16 protein-coding genes are annotated in these 17385 nt (G+C 60.6%); 5 read left to right on the top strand and 11 right to left on the bottom strand.

Annotated features, from left to right (window positions below; translation table 11 throughout):
• Positions 1-32: 32 nt before the first annotated feature.
• From ABDX87_RS23945 to ABDX87_RS23935, 3 genes are all read left to right on the top strand, one after another.
• Positions 33-956 carry a LysR family transcriptional regulator gene (locus ABDX87_RS23945; RefSeq protein ID WP_346830105.1) on the top strand — a complete coding sequence of 308 codons (924 nt, stop codon included), beginning with the start codon at positions 33-35 and terminating at the stop codon, positions 954-956.
• A gap of 204 nt (positions 957-1160) precedes the next feature.
• A complete protein-coding gene (locus ABDX87_RS23940; protein WP_346830104.1) occupies positions 1161-2318 on the top strand; it encodes an alpha/beta hydrolase family protein in 1158 nt (385 codons plus the stop codon).
• A gap of 22 nt (positions 2319-2340) precedes the next feature.
• Positions 2341-3270 (top strand): VOC family protein, encoded by a 930-nt coding sequence (locus ABDX87_RS23935; RefSeq protein ID WP_346830103.1) that lies wholly within the window; start codon positions 2341-2343, stop codon positions 3268-3270.
• Between the two features lie 101 nt (positions 3271-3371).
• Here the strand turns inward: ABDX87_RS23935 and ABDX87_RS23930 are convergent, their stop codons facing one another.
• From ABDX87_RS23930 to ABDX87_RS23920, 3 genes are all read right to left on the bottom strand, one after another.
• Positions 3372-4412 carry an aromatic ring-hydroxylating dioxygenase subunit alpha gene (locus ABDX87_RS23930; protein ID WP_346830102.1) on the bottom strand — a complete coding sequence of 347 codons (1041 nt, stop codon included), beginning with the start codon at positions 4410-4412 and terminating at the stop codon, positions 3372-3374.
• Between the two features lie 7 nt (positions 4413-4419).
• Positions 4420-5520 (bottom strand): aromatic ring-hydroxylating dioxygenase subunit alpha, encoded by a 1101-nt coding sequence (locus ABDX87_RS23925; protein ID WP_346830101.1) that lies wholly within the window; start codon positions 5518-5520, stop codon positions 4420-4422.
• Positions 5521-5720: 200 nt separating this feature from the next.
• Positions 5721-6626: a helix-turn-helix domain-containing protein gene (locus ABDX87_RS23920; RefSeq protein ID WP_346830100.1), complete on the bottom strand. Its 906-nt coding sequence runs from the start codon at positions 6624-6626 to the stop codon at positions 5721-5723.
• A 129-nt stretch (positions 6627-6755) separates the two neighbouring features.
• Between ABDX87_RS23920 and pobA the strand changes: the two genes are divergently transcribed.
• Positions 6756-7949, top strand: coding sequence for a 4-hydroxybenzoate 3-monooxygenase (pobA, locus tag ABDX87_RS23915; protein WP_346833605.1), 1194 nt, complete (start codon positions 6756-6758; stop codon positions 7947-7949).
• Between the two features lie 117 nt (positions 7950-8066).
• On the opposite strand, the gene ABDX87_RS23910 is transcribed toward pobA, so the two are convergent.
• The 3 genes from ABDX87_RS23910 to ABDX87_RS23900 all read right to left on the bottom strand — a co-directional run bounded on the left by ABDX87_RS23910 (position 8067) and on the right by ABDX87_RS23900 (position 10278).
• Positions 8067-8246 (bottom strand): CsbD family protein, encoded by a 180-nt coding sequence (locus ABDX87_RS23910; protein ID WP_346830099.1) that lies wholly within the window; start codon positions 8244-8246, stop codon positions 8067-8069.
• A gap of 155 nt (positions 8247-8401) precedes the next feature.
• Positions 8402-8659, bottom strand: coding sequence for a CsbD family protein (locus ABDX87_RS23905; protein WP_346830098.1), 258 nt, complete (start codon positions 8657-8659; stop codon positions 8402-8404).
• 125 nt (positions 8660-8784) lie between these two features.
• A complete protein-coding gene (locus tag ABDX87_RS23900; protein ID WP_346830097.1) occupies positions 8785-10278 on the bottom strand; it encodes a helix-turn-helix transcriptional regulator in 1494 nt (497 codons plus the stop codon).
• Positions 10279-10549: 271 nt separating this feature from the next.
• On the opposite strand from ABDX87_RS23900, the gene ABDX87_RS23895 reads away from it, so the two are divergent.
• Positions 10550-11542, top strand: a complete 993-nt coding sequence (locus ABDX87_RS23895) for a hypothetical protein (RefSeq protein WP_346830096.1) — start codon at positions 10550-10552, stop codon at positions 11540-11542.
• Between the two features lie 79 nt (positions 11543-11621).
• Here ABDX87_RS23895 and ABDX87_RS23890 read toward each other — a convergent pair whose 3' ends face one another.
• The 5 genes from ABDX87_RS23890 to ABDX87_RS23870 form a co-directional block, all read right to left on the bottom strand.
• Positions 11622-11951, bottom strand: a complete 330-nt coding sequence (locus ABDX87_RS23890; protein WP_346830095.1) for a hypothetical protein — start codon at positions 11949-11951, stop codon at positions 11622-11624.
• A 260-nt stretch (positions 11952-12211) separates the two neighbouring features.
• Positions 12212-13231 carry an XdhC family protein gene (locus tag ABDX87_RS23885; protein WP_346830094.1) on the bottom strand — a complete coding sequence of 340 codons (1020 nt, stop codon included), beginning with the start codon at positions 13229-13231 and terminating at the stop codon, positions 12212-12214.
• A gap of 11 nt (positions 13232-13242) precedes the next feature.
• Positions 13243-14595, bottom strand: coding sequence for a c-type cytochrome (locus ABDX87_RS23880; RefSeq protein ID WP_346830093.1), 1353 nt, complete (start codon positions 14593-14595; stop codon positions 13243-13245).
• A gap of 17 nt (positions 14596-14612) precedes the next feature.
• Positions 14613-16862, bottom strand: a complete 2250-nt coding sequence (locus ABDX87_RS23875; RefSeq protein WP_346830092.1) for a xanthine dehydrogenase family protein molybdopterin-binding subunit — start codon at positions 16860-16862, stop codon at positions 14613-14615.
• The gene (locus ABDX87_RS23870; protein ID WP_346830091.1) at positions 16862-17317 is read right to left on the bottom strand and encodes a (2Fe-2S)-binding protein; all 456 of its coding nucleotides are present in this window, start codon (positions 17315-17317) and stop codon (positions 16862-16864) included. The genes ABDX87_RS23875 and ABDX87_RS23870 overlap by 1 nt, the downstream gene beginning before the upstream one ends.
• Between the last annotated feature and the right edge of the window lie 68 nt (positions 17318-17385).

The following is a 17385-nucleotide window of genomic DNA, read 5'->3' as shown; positions in this document are numbered from 1 at the left end:
TCAAAAATAAATACAACAATGAGCCAGCTACCATGCGTTTCAACCACCTCGATCTCAATCTGCTCGTCGCTCTGGATGTGTTGCTCGAAGAACAGAACATCACCCGGGCTGCGGGACGCCTGCATATGACGCAGTCCGCATTGAGCGGAATTTTGCGCAGGCTGCGTGCCTACTTCGAGGACGAATTGCTGGTTCAGGTGGGGCGGACGATGACGCCGACGATGCTCGGCAAGGACTTGCAGATTCCGGTGAGAGAAGTGCTTCTGAAGATTCAGACGTCGATCGCTGCAAAGCCTGTCTTTGACGTCGCCCAGAGCAAGCGGCACTTCCGGATCATGGCCTCTGACTACCTGATCAACGTGCTGTTTGCCGAGGTGATTCAGCGCATCGTTTCGGACGCCCCGCACGTTACGTTCGAGTTGATGAGTCCAGGGGAAACAGCGCTCGAAATGTTGATGCGTGGCGAGATCGACCTGATGATTGCGCCTGAGCAACACATCAATGCGGAGCATCCCTCACAGCTGCTGTTTGAAGAACAACACGTGTGCGTGGTGTGGGAAGGCAACACCAGCGTCAGAGAGCCCTTCACGCTGGAGAACTACCTGGAAATGGGTCATGTGGCGGCTGCCTTTGGACGCAGCCGCACGCCAGCCATCGAGCAATGGTTCATGGACCAGTACGGCTGCCAGCGCCGCATGGAAGTCATCACTCACGACTTCAACACCATCCCTCATCTTCTCATCGGCTCTCAGCGAATCGCGACCATGCACAGCCGCCTCGCCTCGCTCTACGCGCAACTGCTGCCATTGCGACTGATTCCGCCCCCGGTAAAAATTCCGGTGATGCGGGAGTACATGTCATGGCATCGCAGCCTCGACGGCGATGCGATGCTGATCTGGCTTCGTACCAAGTTGCTCGAAACCGTCCGGAGTTTTGAAACCCCTCCCCTCGTCTGATCGTTTTCCCTTCCTGCTAACGCTGCGCGCATCGATCTGCTGGCACACCTATCGCGAACCGCGATGGCTGGCATGTGAACTCGCAATTTGTCGATCAGATGCAAGCGTGCGAGCTTCCTTGCGTGCTGGCACTGATGCGTGTGCCCGCTGCGGCATGCGTTTCACAGTGCCGCGCCTCGGAACCGTTAGAAGGATAATAAAAATATGTTTCGCTACTTCCCCACCAATTACGTCTGGAATCTGTCCGTAGACCTGGCCATCGAGATGGGTGCCCGCATTGGCGAAATCGAAGAGATGTGCGCGCCGCTTCAAGAAAGTGCCAAGCACCCCGACGCAACCGGCACACAGGCGTTTCGTGAGACCTGGTCAAAGATGGCTGACAAGTTGTGCAGCCTTGCCGAAGAAGACGAGGCCCGCGGCCGGCTGTTTTCCGCCGGCGAGAAATACAACCGTGCGGCGACGTATTACATCACCTGCGAACGCCTGCAGGCCCACGGCGCCCCGGCTCGGGAAGCGCTCTATCAGCGGTTTCTGGACACCTTTGCTCGCGGCGTGCGCCTGTCCTCGGAAAATTGCGAACGGGTAGAGATCCCCTACGAAGGCAGTCATTTGTCAGGGCTCTATACCCGCGCCGAAGGTGTACAGGGGCCTGCGCCCATTTTGGTGCAGGTCAATGGCCTGGATTCCACGAAGGAGATGAAGTACCGGGTGGGTCTGCCGGCATGGCTGGCAAAACGCGGTATCGCTTCTCTGGTCATCGATCAGCCTGGAACGGGCGAGGCCTTGCGCCTGCAAGGCCTGACAGCACGCTATGACAGCGAGCACTGGGCCAGCCGCGTGGTGGACTGGTTAGAGACGCGTGACGACATCGACCCGAAACGCATTGGTCTGGAAGGTGTTTCACTGGGCGGCTATTACTGCCCGCGCGCCGTCGCTTTCGAGCCACGCTTTGCCTGTGGCGTGGTCTGGGGTGCCAACCATGACTGGCGCGATGTGCAGAAACGGCGCCTGGCCAATGAGGGCAACTTACCGGTCCCGCACTACTGGAAACATGTGTGCTGGGTGTGGGGCGCGAAGGACATCGATGAGTTCATGACGGTGGCCGAGCACGTCCATCTGGATGGCGTGCTGGACCGAATCAAAGTGCCGTTCCTGGTGACCCACGGCGAAAAAGACAGCCAGATTCCGCTGAAATGGGCGCATCGCACCTACGAACAGTTGATCAACAGCCCTCAACGGGAACTGAAAGTCTTCACCGAACGAGAAGGCGGCGTGCAGCACTCCAGCTTCGACAACAGCATCAACGCGGGTCAGTACATCGCTGACTGGGTCGCTGAAACTTTGGGCGGCCGTACGGCCTGAGCCACAACAAGAGAGACAGCTCATGAATATTATCGGACCTGAATATCTGGTATTCGGCGTCGACGACGTTGGCGTTTGCGCACAGTACCTGACCGACTATGGCCTCAAGCCCATTGATGTCGATGACACAGGCGGCTTCCTCGAAGCGCTGGACGGCACCGGTGTTCTCATCCGCCATCGGGATGATCCGCAGCTGCCGACCGCAATGGGCACGGCCAGCACCCTGCGCGAGACGGTATACGGCGTTGCTGATGAAGAAACACTGCTGGCCATCGAGACCGAATTGCGCAGGGATCGTGAGGTCAGCCGCACAGAAGATGGTGTGCTGCACGCGGTAGACGATATGGGATTTGCCGTCGGTTTCAGGATCACCCAGCGCCGTGAACTGTCACTGCCTGGCGAAGTGAGCAACGCACCCGGGTCGTCGACGCTGCGCGAGATCAACAGCCTGGGCGCCAGCAATGAAATGCCTGCCCTGCCCCGCAGCCTGTCGCACGTTGTCTATTTCGTCCCGGATGCCGACAAAGCAGAAGCGTTTTACACCCGCCTGGGTTTCGTCTGCACCGACCGCTTCATTGGCACAGGCCCTTTCCTGCGCCCGGCCGGCACGCAAGACCACCACACGTTGTTCTTCATTCAGACGCCGCCGTTCATGAAAGGCATTGAGCACTTCACTTTTCACATGGCAGGTCCCACAGAAGTCATGCTCGCCGGCACGCGCTTCGTTGAAAAAGGCTACGAGTCATTCTGGGGTCCGGGCCGGCATCAGCTGGGATCGAACTGGTTCTGGTATTTCAACAGCCCCATGGGCTGCCATGTCGAGTACGACGCCGACATGGACCTGCACGACGACAGCTGGTCGCCCCGGGTTGAACCCTCCAGTGCCGATACCTCGCAGTACTTCCTGTTCCAGCACCGTGAAAAATGGATGCCGGGTGGGAAGCCGGAATAAATCACCGGGATAAGGCGCGTTAATCCCGCACAACGAAAAAGGCCGCTGCACGCCGTGAGGGTTGCAGCGGCCTCGTTACATACTCCGCACGATGGCCGCGGTTAGAGGCCGACTTCTTTCTCCTGCGCAATCAAACTGTCGAGCACACGGCGCGCACGAATGGCGGCAGCATCACCCGGTAGCAACACGGGTTTCAACGACCAGAAATCGTCGTCCCCCATCGCCAACTGCTGCGCTTCCAGCATCGGCAAGTCTTCCTCGGTGAATGGGACGGCCAACGCGGATACCTGTCCTTGCGCAATCTGCTGACCCAACTCCCCCATCTCCACGGGCATCGGAAAAGAAAACCAGTAGTGGGTGGTCGTTTCGGTTTCCGGCGTAAACAGGTGCGGCAGTGCGGTCTCACGGCCTTCACTGCGCGGACGGCCAGTGGGCACCGCGCCGGCAAACAGCAACATATTGGCGGGGGCGTCCCAGCGCACGTCCGTCCACCGGTCCACGGGCGTATTGGCCGGGATACCCATTGCGTCGTAAAGGAATGCCGGCATGATCTCGTTCACGGTTTGGCGATAGGACCAGACCGTTGCGCCTTCCTGCTCGACCTTGGTGAACGCGCTGCTTACATCTTCGCTGCCCAGGGTCGTAGGATGCAGGTACTGAATATGAGACAGATCAAGGATGTTGTCGGATTCCAGGACGTAATTGGCCCGCGCATGCAGGTAGCGCTTGGCAACGTAGAATCGCTGCGGGTCCATGCAGGAGAAATCAGGAATGAGTGTTTCATCCGCTTTCTCCACATCACCCATCCAGATCCAGATGACGCTGTACTTCTCCACCACCGGGTAGGCGCGAACCTGCGCAGCCTTGGGAATGGCGCCGTTTCCGTGAGGGTTGCGGGTGCACTGACCTTCGCCGTCGAATTCAAGCCCGTGGTACGGGCAGCGCACGACATCCTGGCACAAGGTGCCTTTGGATAAGGGCGCGAAACGATGAGCACAACGGTCAGCCAGGGCGCGAACCTGACCGGACTGTTCACGAAAAAACACCAGCGTTTCCCCCAGTAAACGTCTGCTGAACAGCGCGTGGGGTTTGACTTCCTCATCCCAGGCGGCGACGTACCAGGTGTTTCTCAAATAGGCCATTTTCTTATTATCCTCGCTCATCTGGCGGGTTATCCGCGTGAATCTGACGTAACCGTTCGATGATTCGCCGCGCACGGTTCGCACCCACGTCGACGTGGATATCGACGGTAGCCGACTTACCAAAACGACACATGTTTCGGTACTGCGCCTCGATGACCACTTTGTCTTCGTCGAAGGTCAGAATTGTCTGCTCAACCACTTTTGCTTTGACGGCCTCCGGATCGCTCAGCGGATTGGTCGCTATCGTCCAGAAGTAGTGGCTGGTCGTTTCGGTTTCGGGCGTCACCCCATGAAAGCCGCGCATATGAAAACCGCCGCGATGCGGGTCATCGATCGATTCGGAGCCTGCATCCACAGCGCCCGTCCAGATGCGCAGATGGCTGACGTGAAACTCGATCTCCTGCCACCGATCCACGTTGCCGGAAAAGGGATAGGCCGCGGTATAGGTGGGAGGCGGCACGGAATCAAGCATGTGTCGCACTACCCGCACCGTCTGATCATCACTCTGCACATCCATGCGCGCGTTCATATGAATGCTTGCATTGCCACCAATGGTGCGCAGATGCACATAGCCCAGATGGCTCAAATCCAGAAGATTGTCGTGGATGAGCTGGTAAGGCGCATCGTAGTGATAGACATCGCCGTCATAGAGGTAGAGGCCGCTGCTGTGCACGTCATAGGCAGGCGGTTCGGACAGGGGTTGAGGGTGCGCCTCGCTGCCGTGCCAGACCCAGACAATGTGATCCTTTTCACGGACAACATACGCAGGGACTTTCGCCTTTGCGGGAATGCGATCCTGGCCCGGCACCTCAATGCATTTGCCCTGAGCATCGAACAGCAGACCGTGGTAGCCGCAGCGTATGCCTCGCGCTTCCAGCGTGCCATTTGACAGTGGCAGCGCCCGGTGACAGCAGCGGTCTTCCAACGCAGCAACCGTGCCGTCGGCGCACCGAAAAAGTACGACCGGGATGCCCAGTAATGTGCGCGCCAAGGGAGCATCTCCAAGCTCTTTGGACAAGGCCGCGACGTACCATTGATTGATCGGGAATGTGGCTGGCGTGGGGGCAGCCTGGGATTGAACGGCCGAGTCGAAGACGGTAACGCTCATGATCATCTCACCTTGCTTGTTTTTAGTATGAGGTGCCCACCTCCATGAGGTGACGGTCGTTCACCGACCAATGAGCAACCCTGGCGGTAGACCTTAGCGCTCCCGACCCCGCGCGCACCAATCAGATCCTCCGCTAGGAGGTATCGCCAACCGCGATGCCTGACTTGGAAATGAGGTGTGAACGATGACGGCCAGAGACGTCAGGAGGTGCCCGTGACGGGATCCGTTTGACGCAGGCCCTGCCCACGAAAATCCGAAGGTGAGAGACCACTGAGGCGCTTGAAAAAGCGAGAGAAGTACGCTGGATCGGCAAAGCCAAGCGCATCGGCCACTTGAGCAACGGTCATGCTGGTGTAGATCAGGTTGCGTTTGGCCTCGAGCAGCATGCGCTGGTGCACGACCTGCAGCGCACTGAGGCCTGCCAGTTCGCGGCAGATATTGTTTAGCTGCGCGACCGAGAGGTCCACCTTGTAGGCCAGGTGCTCGACGCTGGGCTGCTCCCGAAAATGCGTTTCGATCAGGCTGATGAAGTGTGCAAGGTAGCGTCGACCACGCTCCGGTGCCTGCTTCGAACTGTTGCGTGCGGTGGCTTGTCGACCGACCCATACCAACGCCACATTGATCAGCGAATGAAGCACGACATCCCGGCCCGACTGGAGGGTCTGGTACTCACGCAGCAGCGCCGTAAAGAGTGTCGTCAGATATTTGCGATCGCTGCCCGCCGGATAGAGCGCCGGCTGGGCCAGCACATCATGGGTGGCGCCCGCCTGAGCCTGCAACTGAGCGATGAGCGGAGCGGCGAGCGTGACCACGTAACCGTCGATGTCTTCCGAGAAACGAAAACCGTGGACGCACTGAGGTGGAACGACTTGCAAGGCCGCTTCACGCACCACGAGGTGCTGCCCCTCGATATCAATGTGCGCCTGTCCCTTGCGTACGTAGAGCAACTGGCACAGATCCGCGTGCCGATGCGGCTGGATTTCCCAGTGGTGCAAGCGACTGCGTTTGGCAATGGTCTCGCAATGCAGCAAGTCGGGGGTCGCCCAACGCTGGCCCTCGCCGTACAGCTTGAACACCGGAATGTTGTCCAGCAACGCCCTGACCATGCCCGCTCCAGACTGCGCGATAATCGCCCAGATTACTGAAAAGTACCCGAAGATCAGGATTTTTAAACTTCTAAACCGCCTCCAGCAAGCGAAAAATGCAAGCACATAAACATAACAAGCTTGCGGGGGATAACAACAATGAAGACTCAAGTCGCAATCATCGGTGCCGGTCCGTCCGGCCTTCTGCTCGGTCAGCTGCTGCATAAAGCGGGCATCGCCAACATCATTCTTGAACGGCAGAGCCCCGAGTATGTGCTCAGTCGCATCCGTGCAGGTGTGCTCGAACAAGGGATGGTCGACCTGCTGCGCAAGGCCGGCGTGGCCGAGCGTATGGATGCCGAAGGCCTGGTCCACGACGGTTTTGAACTGGTGTTCGCCGGCAAGCGCCAACACATCGACCTCAAGCAGCTCACGGGCGGCCGGACCGTCATGATTTACGGCCAGACCGAGGTCACCCACGACCTGATGACGGCGCGCAAGGCGGCGGGTTGCGAGACGTTTTATAACGTGGAGAACGTCAGTCCTCAGGATCTGAAGACCGACCGGCCCTGCGTCACCTTCGAAAAAAACGGTGAGGCGGTGCATCTGGAGTGTGACTACATCGCGGGATGTGACGGTTTTCATGGTGTCGCCCGACAATCCATCCCTGCCGAGGCACTGAAGATTTTCGAACGGGTCTACCCTTTTGGCTGGTTAGGCGTGCTCGCCGATACGCCGCCGGTCAACGATGAGCTGGTCTATGCCGCCCATGAACGAGGCTTTGCGTTGTGCAGCATGCGCTCGCCCACGCGCACCCGTTACTACTTGCAGGTCGGGGCTCAAGAAAAAGTCGAAGACTGGTCCGATCAGCGCTTTTGGGATGAACTTAAATGCCGCCTGCCCGCCGAGCTGGCGGAACGTCTGGTCACCGGTGACTCCATCGAGAAAAGCATCGCCCCCCTGCGCAGCTTCGTGGTCGAACCCATGCAGTTCGGCAGGCTGTTCCTGGTGGGCGATGCCGCCCATATCGTTCCCCCGACAGGCGCCAAAGGTCTGAACCTGGCCGCCAGCGACGTCAGCACGTTGTTCGATATTCTTTGCAAGGTATACAAGGAAGGCCGTGTTGACGCGATTGAGCAGTATTCGGCCATCTGCCTGCGGCGTATCTGGAAAGCCGAGCGTTTCTCGTGGTGGATGACCTCAATGCTGCACGCATTCCCCGACGTCGATGCGTTCGGCCAGCGCATCAAAGACACCGAGCTGGATTATTTCGTGGGTTCTCTGGCGGGACGCACCACCATTGCCGAAAACTACGTGGGATTACCGTACGAAAGCGTTGAGTAAGCAGGGATCAAGGGGCGCGCGGGCGGCGGCGATTTCCCATTCACCTCGACGCCGACCCGAGGACAAACAAAAAGCGGTCATCCTGAGATGACCGCTTTTTTGAACACCTGACCGCTGTCAGTGTTTATCCACCGCGTCCTTGACGTCCCCGACTACCTGCTGGGCCTCACCCTTCTTCTCCTGAATCTTGCCTTTGACCTGCAACGATTCGTTGCCTGTGACCTTACCTACGCCTTGCTTGATGTTGCCTACCACTTCGTTGGCCATGCCTTTGATTTTGTCTGAAGTGCCGCTCATGATTGCTTCTCCGATAACGTGGGTGCCGAGGCTCGACACCGTGGTGTGGTCCGGCAAACGTTCAAGGCATTTGGCCTTGTGTGCCGAAACAGTCGAAACTCATCCGTCGCTTGCGGCGGATGGATGATGGGCTTTACCCGCCTGGTTTAAAGCGCTCAATGACTCCGGTGTTTGATCAGCCAGGCCACCGCGAACGTCAAGCCCGCGAGGGTAAACAGAGTGGCGCGCGGCCTGCGTTGCAGGTAAGTCGCGCAGGTGTCCAATACATCGCCATAACGCTGCTGAAGCTCCCCAGCCGACTGCCTTGCTTTCCCTTCCATCTGCAAGCGCTCGTCCCCGGTCAGTTCGCCCAGAAAATCCTGGGTTTTACCCGCGGCCTTTTCCAATGCGCCCTTCACCTGTTCAGCCTTCATGGTATGTCCTCCAGGATCACTCTCATTGCGGCCCGCAGTGGCCGGTACAGTCACAGGTTAAGTCATGAGCGCTCGGCCTTTAAGGCGCTTTTGCACCAGTGTCGCCAGTGCATTTGCATCAGGGATCAGCGTTTGTTGGCGCCCTGGCTCGCGAACAGGTGGCGTTCACGGGCCCAGACGATGGCTTCGGCCCGGCTGTGAACGTCCAGCTTGGAATACACCGTGGCCACGTGGTTACGGATCGTGTTGAGCGCCAGGTTCAGACGTGAGGCGATCTCCTTGTCCGCGAGCCCTTCGCAGATCAAGCCCAACACGTCACGCTCCCGGGCCGTGAGGTCGGTGAAGGAGGCCGTGGGCAGGTTCTGGCCATTGACGCGTTTCGCATTCGCCAGCTTTTCGATCAGCGTCTGGCTGAACCAGGAGGCATCTTTCATCACCGTCTCGATGGCTTCCACCAGCTCCAGCTCCGAGCGTTTGCGCTCGGTGATGTCCATGAACACGAACAGGTAACACGCCGCGTCCTGAATGGTCACGGTGTCTGCCGCCAGGACACAGTGCATGATCTCGCCGTTTTTCTTGCGGACCTTGAAATCCATGCCTTCGATGTGCCCGCTCTTTTCCAGGATATCGAACAGCTGCACCTCGCCTTTGCCCTTATCGAGGAAGTCCATCTCGGCAACGGTTTTGCCAATCATCTCCAGGGTGGTGAAACCCAACGTGGAAAAAAACGCTTCGTTGGCGTCGACGATTTGCTGACGATCCGCCGTGCACACCATGATCGGAACCGGGGTTAACTTGAATGTCTTGGCAAACCGGTCTTCGCTCTGACGCAACGCGGTCTCCGCCTTACGCCTGGCTTCAAGATCGATGAACGAAAACAGCATGCAGTCTTCTTCATTCATGTCCAGAGGCTGCCCGGCCACAATGACCAGCTTGGTGCCGCCCTCGGGCATCTTGAGCTCGGCCTGCATCTGGGGAATGGTCGTCCCGGCGTTCAGCCGCTCGATGGCGAGGTCTTTGCGCTCTGCATTTTCCAACACGTCGACCTCATAGACCGAGCGGCCGATCACGTTTTCCCGGGAATGCCCCGTCATCTCCAGAAAGCCCTGATTCACTTTGATGAAGCGCAGATCGCTCAGACGGCAGATGACGGCGGGAGCCGGGTTGGCATTGAATGTCTTCTCGAAACGCTGTTCGGCACTCGCCCACTCAGTGGCGTCGGCCATGATCAAGACCAGCGATTCCGGCTCGCCGCTGCTGTCTGACAGCACCATGCTGCGCACGCGATGGACGCGGCTGCGATCCTCTTCGTCCCCGACCCGACTGACCTCGACGAGTACATCGCTGAACTCTTCACCGGCCGCCACCCGGCTGATCGGGTACTGGTCCGGGTCCAGCGGGTGGTTGTTGCGGTAGCGCAGCGAAAAGCGTTCACGGTAGGCGTCCCCGTCCACACCCAGCTCGCTCACTTCGTCCACCCCGTGCATCAGCAGCGCGGCTTCGTTGGCCCAGATGATGGTCTGATCGACCTCGACCAGAATCACACCATCCGACAACCCGGAAATAATCTGCTGCAACTGACGGCGGTTGGTTTCTCGGGCAAGCACAGCATCTGTCATGTCATCTCCTGGATCGGTTAACGAAGGCTGCACCTCGACTGTCAGGGCACAGCAAACCATCGGACTCGCCGGTGCAAGCTTAGTGCAGCGGCGCGCGCAAGCGTCGGTGCGAATGCACCAGTGCAACCGGTGCAAATGCGCCATCACAGGCTTGCGCGCTCTGCGCAGACTGATACCACGTCACAAAAGACGCATTGAGCCGCACTGATAGCGGCTCGTATCACGTCACGCACGCAGGTAGTGCGTTGCCATTGCACAAGAGGAATCGCTTATGACTTCGACTTACGCTGCCCCCGCTGCCCTTCACTCCGCCTCCCCGTTCAGGGTCTCGTGGAGTTCAGTCTTTGCCGGTGCTTCCATTACCCTGGTCACCTACCTGGTGCTGAGCGTACTCGGAACCGCGATCGGCGCCGGCGCAATCAATCCGTTGGCGCAGGGCAACCCGCTGCAAGGGTTCGGAACCGGCGCAGGTGTCTGGCTGTTTGTGAGCACATTGGTCGCCATCGGTGTCGGTGCCTGGGTCTCGGGCCGCACGGCGCCGGATCGCGGCGGTCTGCACGGTCTGCTGAGCTGGGCCATCAGCACCCTGCTGACCACCTGGTTGCTGGCGTCGCTCGCGGGCTCATTGGTAGGCACCGCTGGCAACATCGCAGGCAAAGGTCTTTCCCTGGCTGCTGATGGCGTGGCCGCTGCGGCGCCCGGGGTTGGGCAGACGATCAAGCAACAACTGGACGAGAACGGCATCAGCCTGGATTGGGACAGCCTGAAATCAGAACTGGACACCACGCTCAAGCAGTCCGGCAAGCAGGCGCTTGATCCCGCAGCGCTCGAACAGAAGGCAGACGCCGCCGGAGAAGATGGCAAGCAGGCCGCGGCGCAAGCGTCCACTGATCCGACTCAGGCTGGCGATCAACTCAAGCAATGGTTCGAGCGCATTCAAAAAGCCGGCGAGCCCGCCCTGAATGCGGCGGACAAGGAAGCGCTGGTCAACATCGTCGCGGCGCGTACCGGCAAAAGTAAGGAGGAAGCCCAACAGATCGTCGACAACTATGCCCGTGCTTATCAGGACGCTGCCGCCAAAGTGAACCAGCTCAAACAGCAGGCTGAGCAACAGGCCCGCGAAGCGGCAGACGTCGCGGCCAAGCAAGTTTCCAAGGCAGCCTGGGGTACGTTCTTCATGCTGCTGCTGGGTGGCGCAGTGAGTTTCTTTACCGCCCGTTATGCAATTCGGTCGCGCCCACAACTGCTGGTCGTCACTGAATAACGGATAACGCCCTGACGCGCACACTGAGTCCGGTACGAATCGCTTCGTACCGGACTTTTTTATGGAGCTAGAGAACAGGCTAGAGCTGGATGACGGCGAGCGTTCTGCGCAAGGGCTCGTCGGATATTTGGATGGGGCCATGAAAGGGTATCTCCATGTCCAGCACCAGATACACCGAAGCCGCGATAAGCAACGACGAGGCGACGAACATGCCGACGACCATCGAATTGCTGGGTGCGCGGTACCCAAAACTCGCAAAAATAAGCGTCAGCCACGCAACCAGCATCCCGATCAAAGGGCCGGGAATCGCGCCTTCTGACTGCTCTACGATCCGCCAGCGTTGCTCGATGAGCGAACGGTATTGCTGACGGATGTCCTCCAGGATTGCGCTTGCGGAGCCGGCAATCAAAGGAGGCACCCGCTGATAACCAAGGCCCTCAGCTTGAGCCAGGTGGTATGCCGTCCTTGTTAAAGTCTTTCAGCCGTTCCTTTTCCTGTTCGGTCGAGTGAGCAGGAACATCGTCTTTTTCAGGCGCCTCTTTCTTTTCTTCGGTCATGGTCATGTCCTCGGTCTGACGGATATCTGATTGGGCAGCCGCTCTGCGGAACGGTTCAGGAAAAATCCGTGTCAGGCTGGCATGACGCTCCAGGAAAAGTAGCGCAGGGACTTCAACGCGATTCCGGCAAGCCTTCATGCGCTTTTGAACTGGCAATCGAAAACTCGCTCGGCACACTGACCCCGTTCTTGGCGGCCAGGATTTCGGCCATGACGCTGACGGCGATTTCTGCAGGAGTCTTGCTGCCGATATAAAGACCGATAGGCCCACGCAGACGCTCGAGCGACGCCTCGGTCTCACCGAAATGCTCGATCAGGCGTTCGCGGCGTAGCTGGCTATTGCGGCGCGAGCCAATGGCGCCGATGTAAAACGCCGGACCGTGGAGGGCTTCGAGCAAGGCGAGGTCGTCGAGCTTAGGGTCATGACTCAGGGCGACGATGCAGGTTCGCACATCGACGGCGAAGTCGCGAACCACGTCATCAGGCATGCCGACGATGCGCTCCACCCCATCCAACCCCCACGCCTCGATGTGTTCAGGACGCGGATCGCACACCGCGACCTTGAAGCCGTTGAACAACGCCATGGTCGCCAGGTACTCGGCCAGTGCGCCGGCACCGATCATGAGCATGCGATACCCCGGCCCCAGCGTGTTGAGCATCTGCTGGCCGTCGAAACTGAATTGCTCCGGTGTTGCCGTAGGCTGGAGGGTCACCTGACCGGTATTCAGCGTCAGATGGCGGCGCACCAGCCGCCCGGCATCCAGCTGGCGCAGCAGCTCATCGAGCGACTGCAACGCGGGGTCGAATTCGAGAACCAGTTCAAGGGTCCCGCCACACGGCAGACCGAAACGGTGAGCTTCATCGGCACTGACACCGTAACGCACCACCTCGGGGGCGCTGTCGCTCATTCCGCTTGCGCCATGGAGGGTCGTGTAGCGATGAATCAGGTCGTCTTCGATGCAGCCGCCGGACACGCTGCCCACCACCCGGCCGTCGTTACGCAAAGCCATCATCGACCCGACCGGACGCGGTGAAGACCCCCATGTGCGCGCCACCGTGGCGAGCAGTACACGCTCGCCGGCGGCAAGCCAGTCCCGCGCGGTGCGCAGGACCAGCAGGTCGATACTTTCCATCAGGCTCTCCTTTAGCGCATGTGCAGAATGATCGGGCTGCTGCTGGCGGGATCCGTGTGTTCACGCAATTTGCCCACCGCTTGCGCCTCGACGGCACTGCCCTGATTGCCCCAGTGACTGCGCATAAATGTCAGAACGTCGGCGATCTGTTGATCGGACAATTGCTCACGGAAGGCAGGCATACGATACGCGTCCGGCACTCCGGCTGCCACGACACGCTGGGAGCCATTGAGGGTGATGTTGATCGCCGACGCGCTCTCCTTTGCCAAGGCGGAGGTCGCGCCCGCCAGCGGCGGCATCCACTCCGATTGCCCCTTGCCGTCCAGCCCGTGGCACGACGCGCAGCGCGTAGCGTAGGTATGGGCGCCAGGCGTCTGCGGCCCCGCTGTTGCCGAGCTCTCCTGATACTGCCAGGGCGCGCCGTCGCGCTGACGGTCACCGGGCAATGACTTGAGATAACGGGCAATGGCGGTCAGATCATCATCGGTCATGAACTGGGTGGAATTGTTGAACGCCTCGGTCATCGAGCCGTAGACCACCGCGTGCCTGTTGCGCCCCGTCTTGAGGAACTGCACGATCTCCGGCTCGCTCCACCGGCCAAGCCCGGTGTTGTGATCGTCCCGCAGGCTCGGCGCGTACCAGCCATCCAGCAAGGCCCCGGCGAGGAACGGTGTGCCCGATTCATCGAGCGCTTTCTCATTGAACGCAAGCCCCCGGGGTGTATGGCAACTGCCACAGTGGCCCGCGCCCTGAACGAGATAGGCACCGCGATTCCACGCCTCATCCTGCGACGCGTTGGCCACGTACGGCTGGGGGTCGACAAACACGCCATTCCACAGCGCGATTGGCCAGCGCAGGTTCAGAGGCCAGGGAATCGCACTCGGGATGTTCGCCTGTTTGACCGGCGCCACGCCCTTCATGAAAAAGGCGTACAACGCGCGCACATCGTCATCGCTGAGCTTGGCGTATGAAGGGTACGGCATGGCGGGATACAGCCGGCGACTGCCGGGTGCCACGCCGTGACGCACGGCGCGATCAAAGTCGGCCAGACTGTAGCGGCCGATGCCGGTTTCAGGATCGGGCGTGATGTTGGTGGCGTGTATCGCCCCCAGCGGCGTGGCCATTTCCAGGCCGCCCGCGAACGGCGCGCCGCCAGGCACGCTGTGGCAGGCCACGCAGTCGCCCAGTCTGGCGACGTATTCGCCACGGGCAACCAACGCCGGGCCGAGGTCGGCCACGGCGCCAGGCGGGTTTTCAAGACGCGAAACGGGTTCGCGCGTGACATACCAGGCCAGCAGGCCTGCCGCGACCAGGCATGGCACGGCCAGCCAGCCAGCGGCTCTTGCGAATCGGCTGTTCTTCATGGACGCTCCTGCGCTGATCAAGTAAAGGTGTGTCGGCTCAGGGGCAGGCTGCGAACCCGCTGCCCCGTCAGTGCGGCCACTGCATTGGCAACGGCCGGCGCGACGGCAGGCAGCGGCGGCTCGCCGACACCTCCCATCTTTTCCCCGCTCTCGACCACCCGGACATGCACCCTTGCCATGCGCGCAGGCGGCAGAATAGGGTACAGATCGTAATTACGGGCGCGGGGTTTGCCCTCTATCCACACCGCTTCCTCCACCAGCGTCTGAGAAAGGCCCAGCGCCACGGCACCATTGACCTGAGCCTCGACAATCGCCGGGTTGACGATGCTGCCGGGGTCGATCGCCTGCCAGATGTCATGCACCTTGACCTGCCCGTTCTCGAGGGAGACTTCGGCAATCACCGCCGTCTGCGTGCCGAAAGGCGATGCCATCGCGACGCCGCGCGCACGCTTTGTGCCGTCCTCGGCGGTAAACGGTCCCCGCTTCCAGCCTCCCGACAATTCGCCCACCGCCTGCAGCAGCGTGGTCAGGCGCTTGTTGTCGCGCAGCAGGTGCAGGCGCAGCTCGAACGGGTCCTTGCCGCCCTTGTCGGCCAGCTCGTCAAGGAACGACTCGTAAAAAAAGTCGTTGAGTGAATTCCCCACTGAACGCCAGTAACCCAGCATGGCCGGGCCTTTGACGTAGATCTGGGCGATGCGTTTGTTGGGGATGGCGTAGGACTTGCCCGACAAACCTTCCAGAGCCGTCGGGTCGAGCTTGTCACCCTGCTTGCCCGCAAGGGCCTCGGTAGGTCCCTCCGTGGCGCTGACCGCTTCAATCGCCAGCGGCCAGCCGTCGTTATCCAGCGCCGCACGGAAATTGACGGCGGCAACCGGACGGAGCACGTCGCGCAGAAACTCTTCCTCGCGGGTCCAGATGAGCTTGACCGGACGCCCGACCGCCTTGGCCAGGACGATGGCCTGGGGGTACGGGTTGGCGGAGTCGTACAGAAAGTGCCGCCCGAAGAACCCGCCCAGCAGCGGCGAATGCAGCGTGATCTGCGAAAGGTCGAGACCGGTGCGCTTGGCGATGTCAGCGCGGAACATGTCCGGCGCCTGATTGGGCAGCCAGACCTCCAGCGAGCCATCCGGGTTGAAGCGCGCCAACGCCGACGGTGGCTCCAGCTGGCCGTGATTCAGGTACTGGTTGTGGTAAGTCGCGTCGACACGGACCTTGGCATTGGCCAGGCTCGCGGCAACGTCGCCTTCGTTTTCATCGTCGCGGGCAGGGCCTTTCTCCGCCGCCAGCCGCTTGAAATACGCATCGCTGGAAAAGTCCGCAGGCATCGGTCTTACTTTGCTGTCGGCCGTGGGTTCCTGCCAGTCGACCTGAACCGCTTCCACCGCACGTTTTGCGTGCCACCAGCGTTCGGCGACCACGGCCACGGCACCGTCGAGACGGTGCACGGAATGCACGCCCTTCATGGCCTTGACCTGATCTTCGTTGCGCAGTTTCGCGACCGTCATGCCCAGGCGCGGCGCATGCTGAACGGCGGCGTGCAGCATGCCGTCGACCTTGAGGTCGATGCTGTAGAGCGCCTTGCCGGTGGACTTGTCGTAGGCATCGATGCGTTTCACGGGCTTGCCGATCCAGCGGAACTGACTCGGGTCGCGCAGTTGCACGCTGGCAGGATCGGGAACCGGCAGGCTCATCGCACGCTCGGCCAACGCGCCGTAGTCGAGGGAGCGACCGGAGGCGGCATGGACCACCTTGCCCGGTTCGGTGGTCAACTCGCTGACCGGTACTTTGAGGGCCTGCGCGCCCGCCTCCATCAGCATGGCGCGGGCCAAGGCGCCGAGGCGGCGCATGACCGGGTAGCTCATGCGCACCGACATGCTGCCGCCGGTGATGCGCATGCCGTTTTCCATCACCACATAGGCCTCGCCAGGCGGCGCGGCTTCGACCAGAAAGGTCGCAGGGTCGGCGTCCAGTTCTTCACCGATGATCTGCGCCATCGCGGTGAACGTGCCCTGCCCGCCTTCCATGAACGGGCACAGCAGGCGCACCCGGTTGTCAGGGCGGATTTCCAGAAACGCCGGAACTTGCGTGCCCCGCTCGGCCGTCGCTGCAGCCGCAGCCTGCACGCGGGCCGATCCAAGCGGCAAGCCGAAGCCCAGCACCAGAGCGCCCAGCGCGGTCCCTGTCAGAAAACGACGTCGGGAAAGGTTGACCGGGTCAGTCAAGGCAAGTGCGGAGGGTTGCAAGGCAGGGTCGATACGGACGTTCATCACGCGTCTCCCTTGCCGGCCAGTTCATGCACGGCGGCATGAATGGCGTTGTAGGTGCCACAGCGACACAGATTGACCATCGCGGCCTCGATTTGCGCATCACTCGGTGTGGGGTTGTGCTTGAGCAGCGCCGTGGCTGCCATGACCTGCCCGGACTGGCAATACCCGCACTGGGCAACCTGAAGATCGACCCAGGTCGCGACGACACGCTTGCCCACGTCATCGGCCTCAATCGCCTCGATGGTGGTGACCTCTCGGCCGACCACACCCGCCACGGGCGTGACGCACGAGCGCACCACATTGCCGTCTACCAGCACGGAGCAGGCCCCGCACTGCGCCAGGCCACAGCCATACTTGGTGCCGGTCATGCCCAGGTCATCGCGGATCACCCACAACAGGGGCGTGTCGGCGTCGGCATCGACCTGATAGGTCTTCTGGTTGATTCGTAGTTCCATGGCTCACCCGCTTGATCATCGGTTGATGTGCATTGTTATCAGGGGTGACGCGCAGCGAGGCGCATCAC

The organism is Pseudomonas abietaniphila (assembly GCF_039697315.1).
GTDB classification, from domain to species: Bacteria; Pseudomonadota; Gammaproteobacteria; order Pseudomonadales; family Pseudomonadaceae; genus Aquipseudomonas; species Aquipseudomonas abietaniphila_B.
The sequence above is the reverse complement of the archived record's forward strand: the minus strand, read 5'-3'. Positions and strand labels throughout refer to the sequence as shown.

Coding starts and splice junctions, on each gene's coding strand:
- ABDX87_RS23900 (WP_346830097.1), bottom strand. CDS start 10,278: ATGACAGATGCTGTGCTTGCCCGAGAAACCAACCGCCGTCAGTTGCAG.
- ABDX87_RS23875 (WP_346830092.1), bottom strand. CDS start 16,862: ATGAACGTCCGTATCGACCCTGCCTTGCAACCCTCCGCACTTGCCTTG.
- ABDX87_RS23935 (WP_346830103.1), top strand. CDS start 2,341: ATGAATATTATCGGACCTGAATATCTGGTATTCGGCGTCGACGACGTT.
- ABDX87_RS23895 (WP_346830096.1), top strand. CDS start 10,550: ATGACTTCGACTTACGCTGCCCCCGCTGCCCTTCACTCCGCCTCCCCG.
- ABDX87_RS23870 (WP_346830091.1), bottom strand. CDS start 17,317: ATGGAACTACGAATCAACCAGAAGACCTATCAGGTCGATGCCGACGCC.
- ABDX87_RS23920 (WP_346830100.1), bottom strand. CDS start 6,626: ATGGTCAGGGCGTTGCTGGACAACATTCCGGTGTTCAAGCTGTACGGC.
- ABDX87_RS23885 (WP_346830094.1), bottom strand. CDS start 13,231: ATGGAAAGTATCGACCTGCTGGTCCTGCGCACCGCGCGGGACTGGCTT.
- ABDX87_RS23880 (WP_346830093.1), bottom strand. CDS start 14,595: ATGAAGAACAGCCGATTCGCAAGAGCCGCTGGCTGGCTGGCCGTGCCA.
- ABDX87_RS23940 (WP_346830104.1), top strand. CDS start 1,161: ATGTTTCGCTACTTCCCCACCAATTACGTCTGGAATCTGTCCGTAGAC.
- ABDX87_RS23905 (WP_346830098.1), bottom strand. CDS start 8,659: ATGAAGGCTGAACAGGTGAAGGGCGCATTGGAAAAGGCCGCGGGTAAA.
- ABDX87_RS23910 (WP_346830099.1), bottom strand. CDS start 8,246: ATGAGCGGCACTTCAGACAAAATCAAAGGCATGGCCAACGAAGTGGTA.
- ABDX87_RS23925 (WP_346830101.1), bottom strand. CDS start 5,520: ATGAGCGTTACCGTCTTCGACTCGGCCGTTCAATCCCAGGCTGCCCCC.
- ABDX87_RS23930 (WP_346830102.1), bottom strand. CDS start 4,412: ATGGCCTATTTGAGAAACACCTGGTACGTCGCCGCCTGGGATGAGGAA.
- ABDX87_RS23945 (WP_346830105.1), top strand. CDS start 33: ATGCGTTTCAACCACCTCGATCTCAATCTGCTCGTCGCTCTGGATGTG.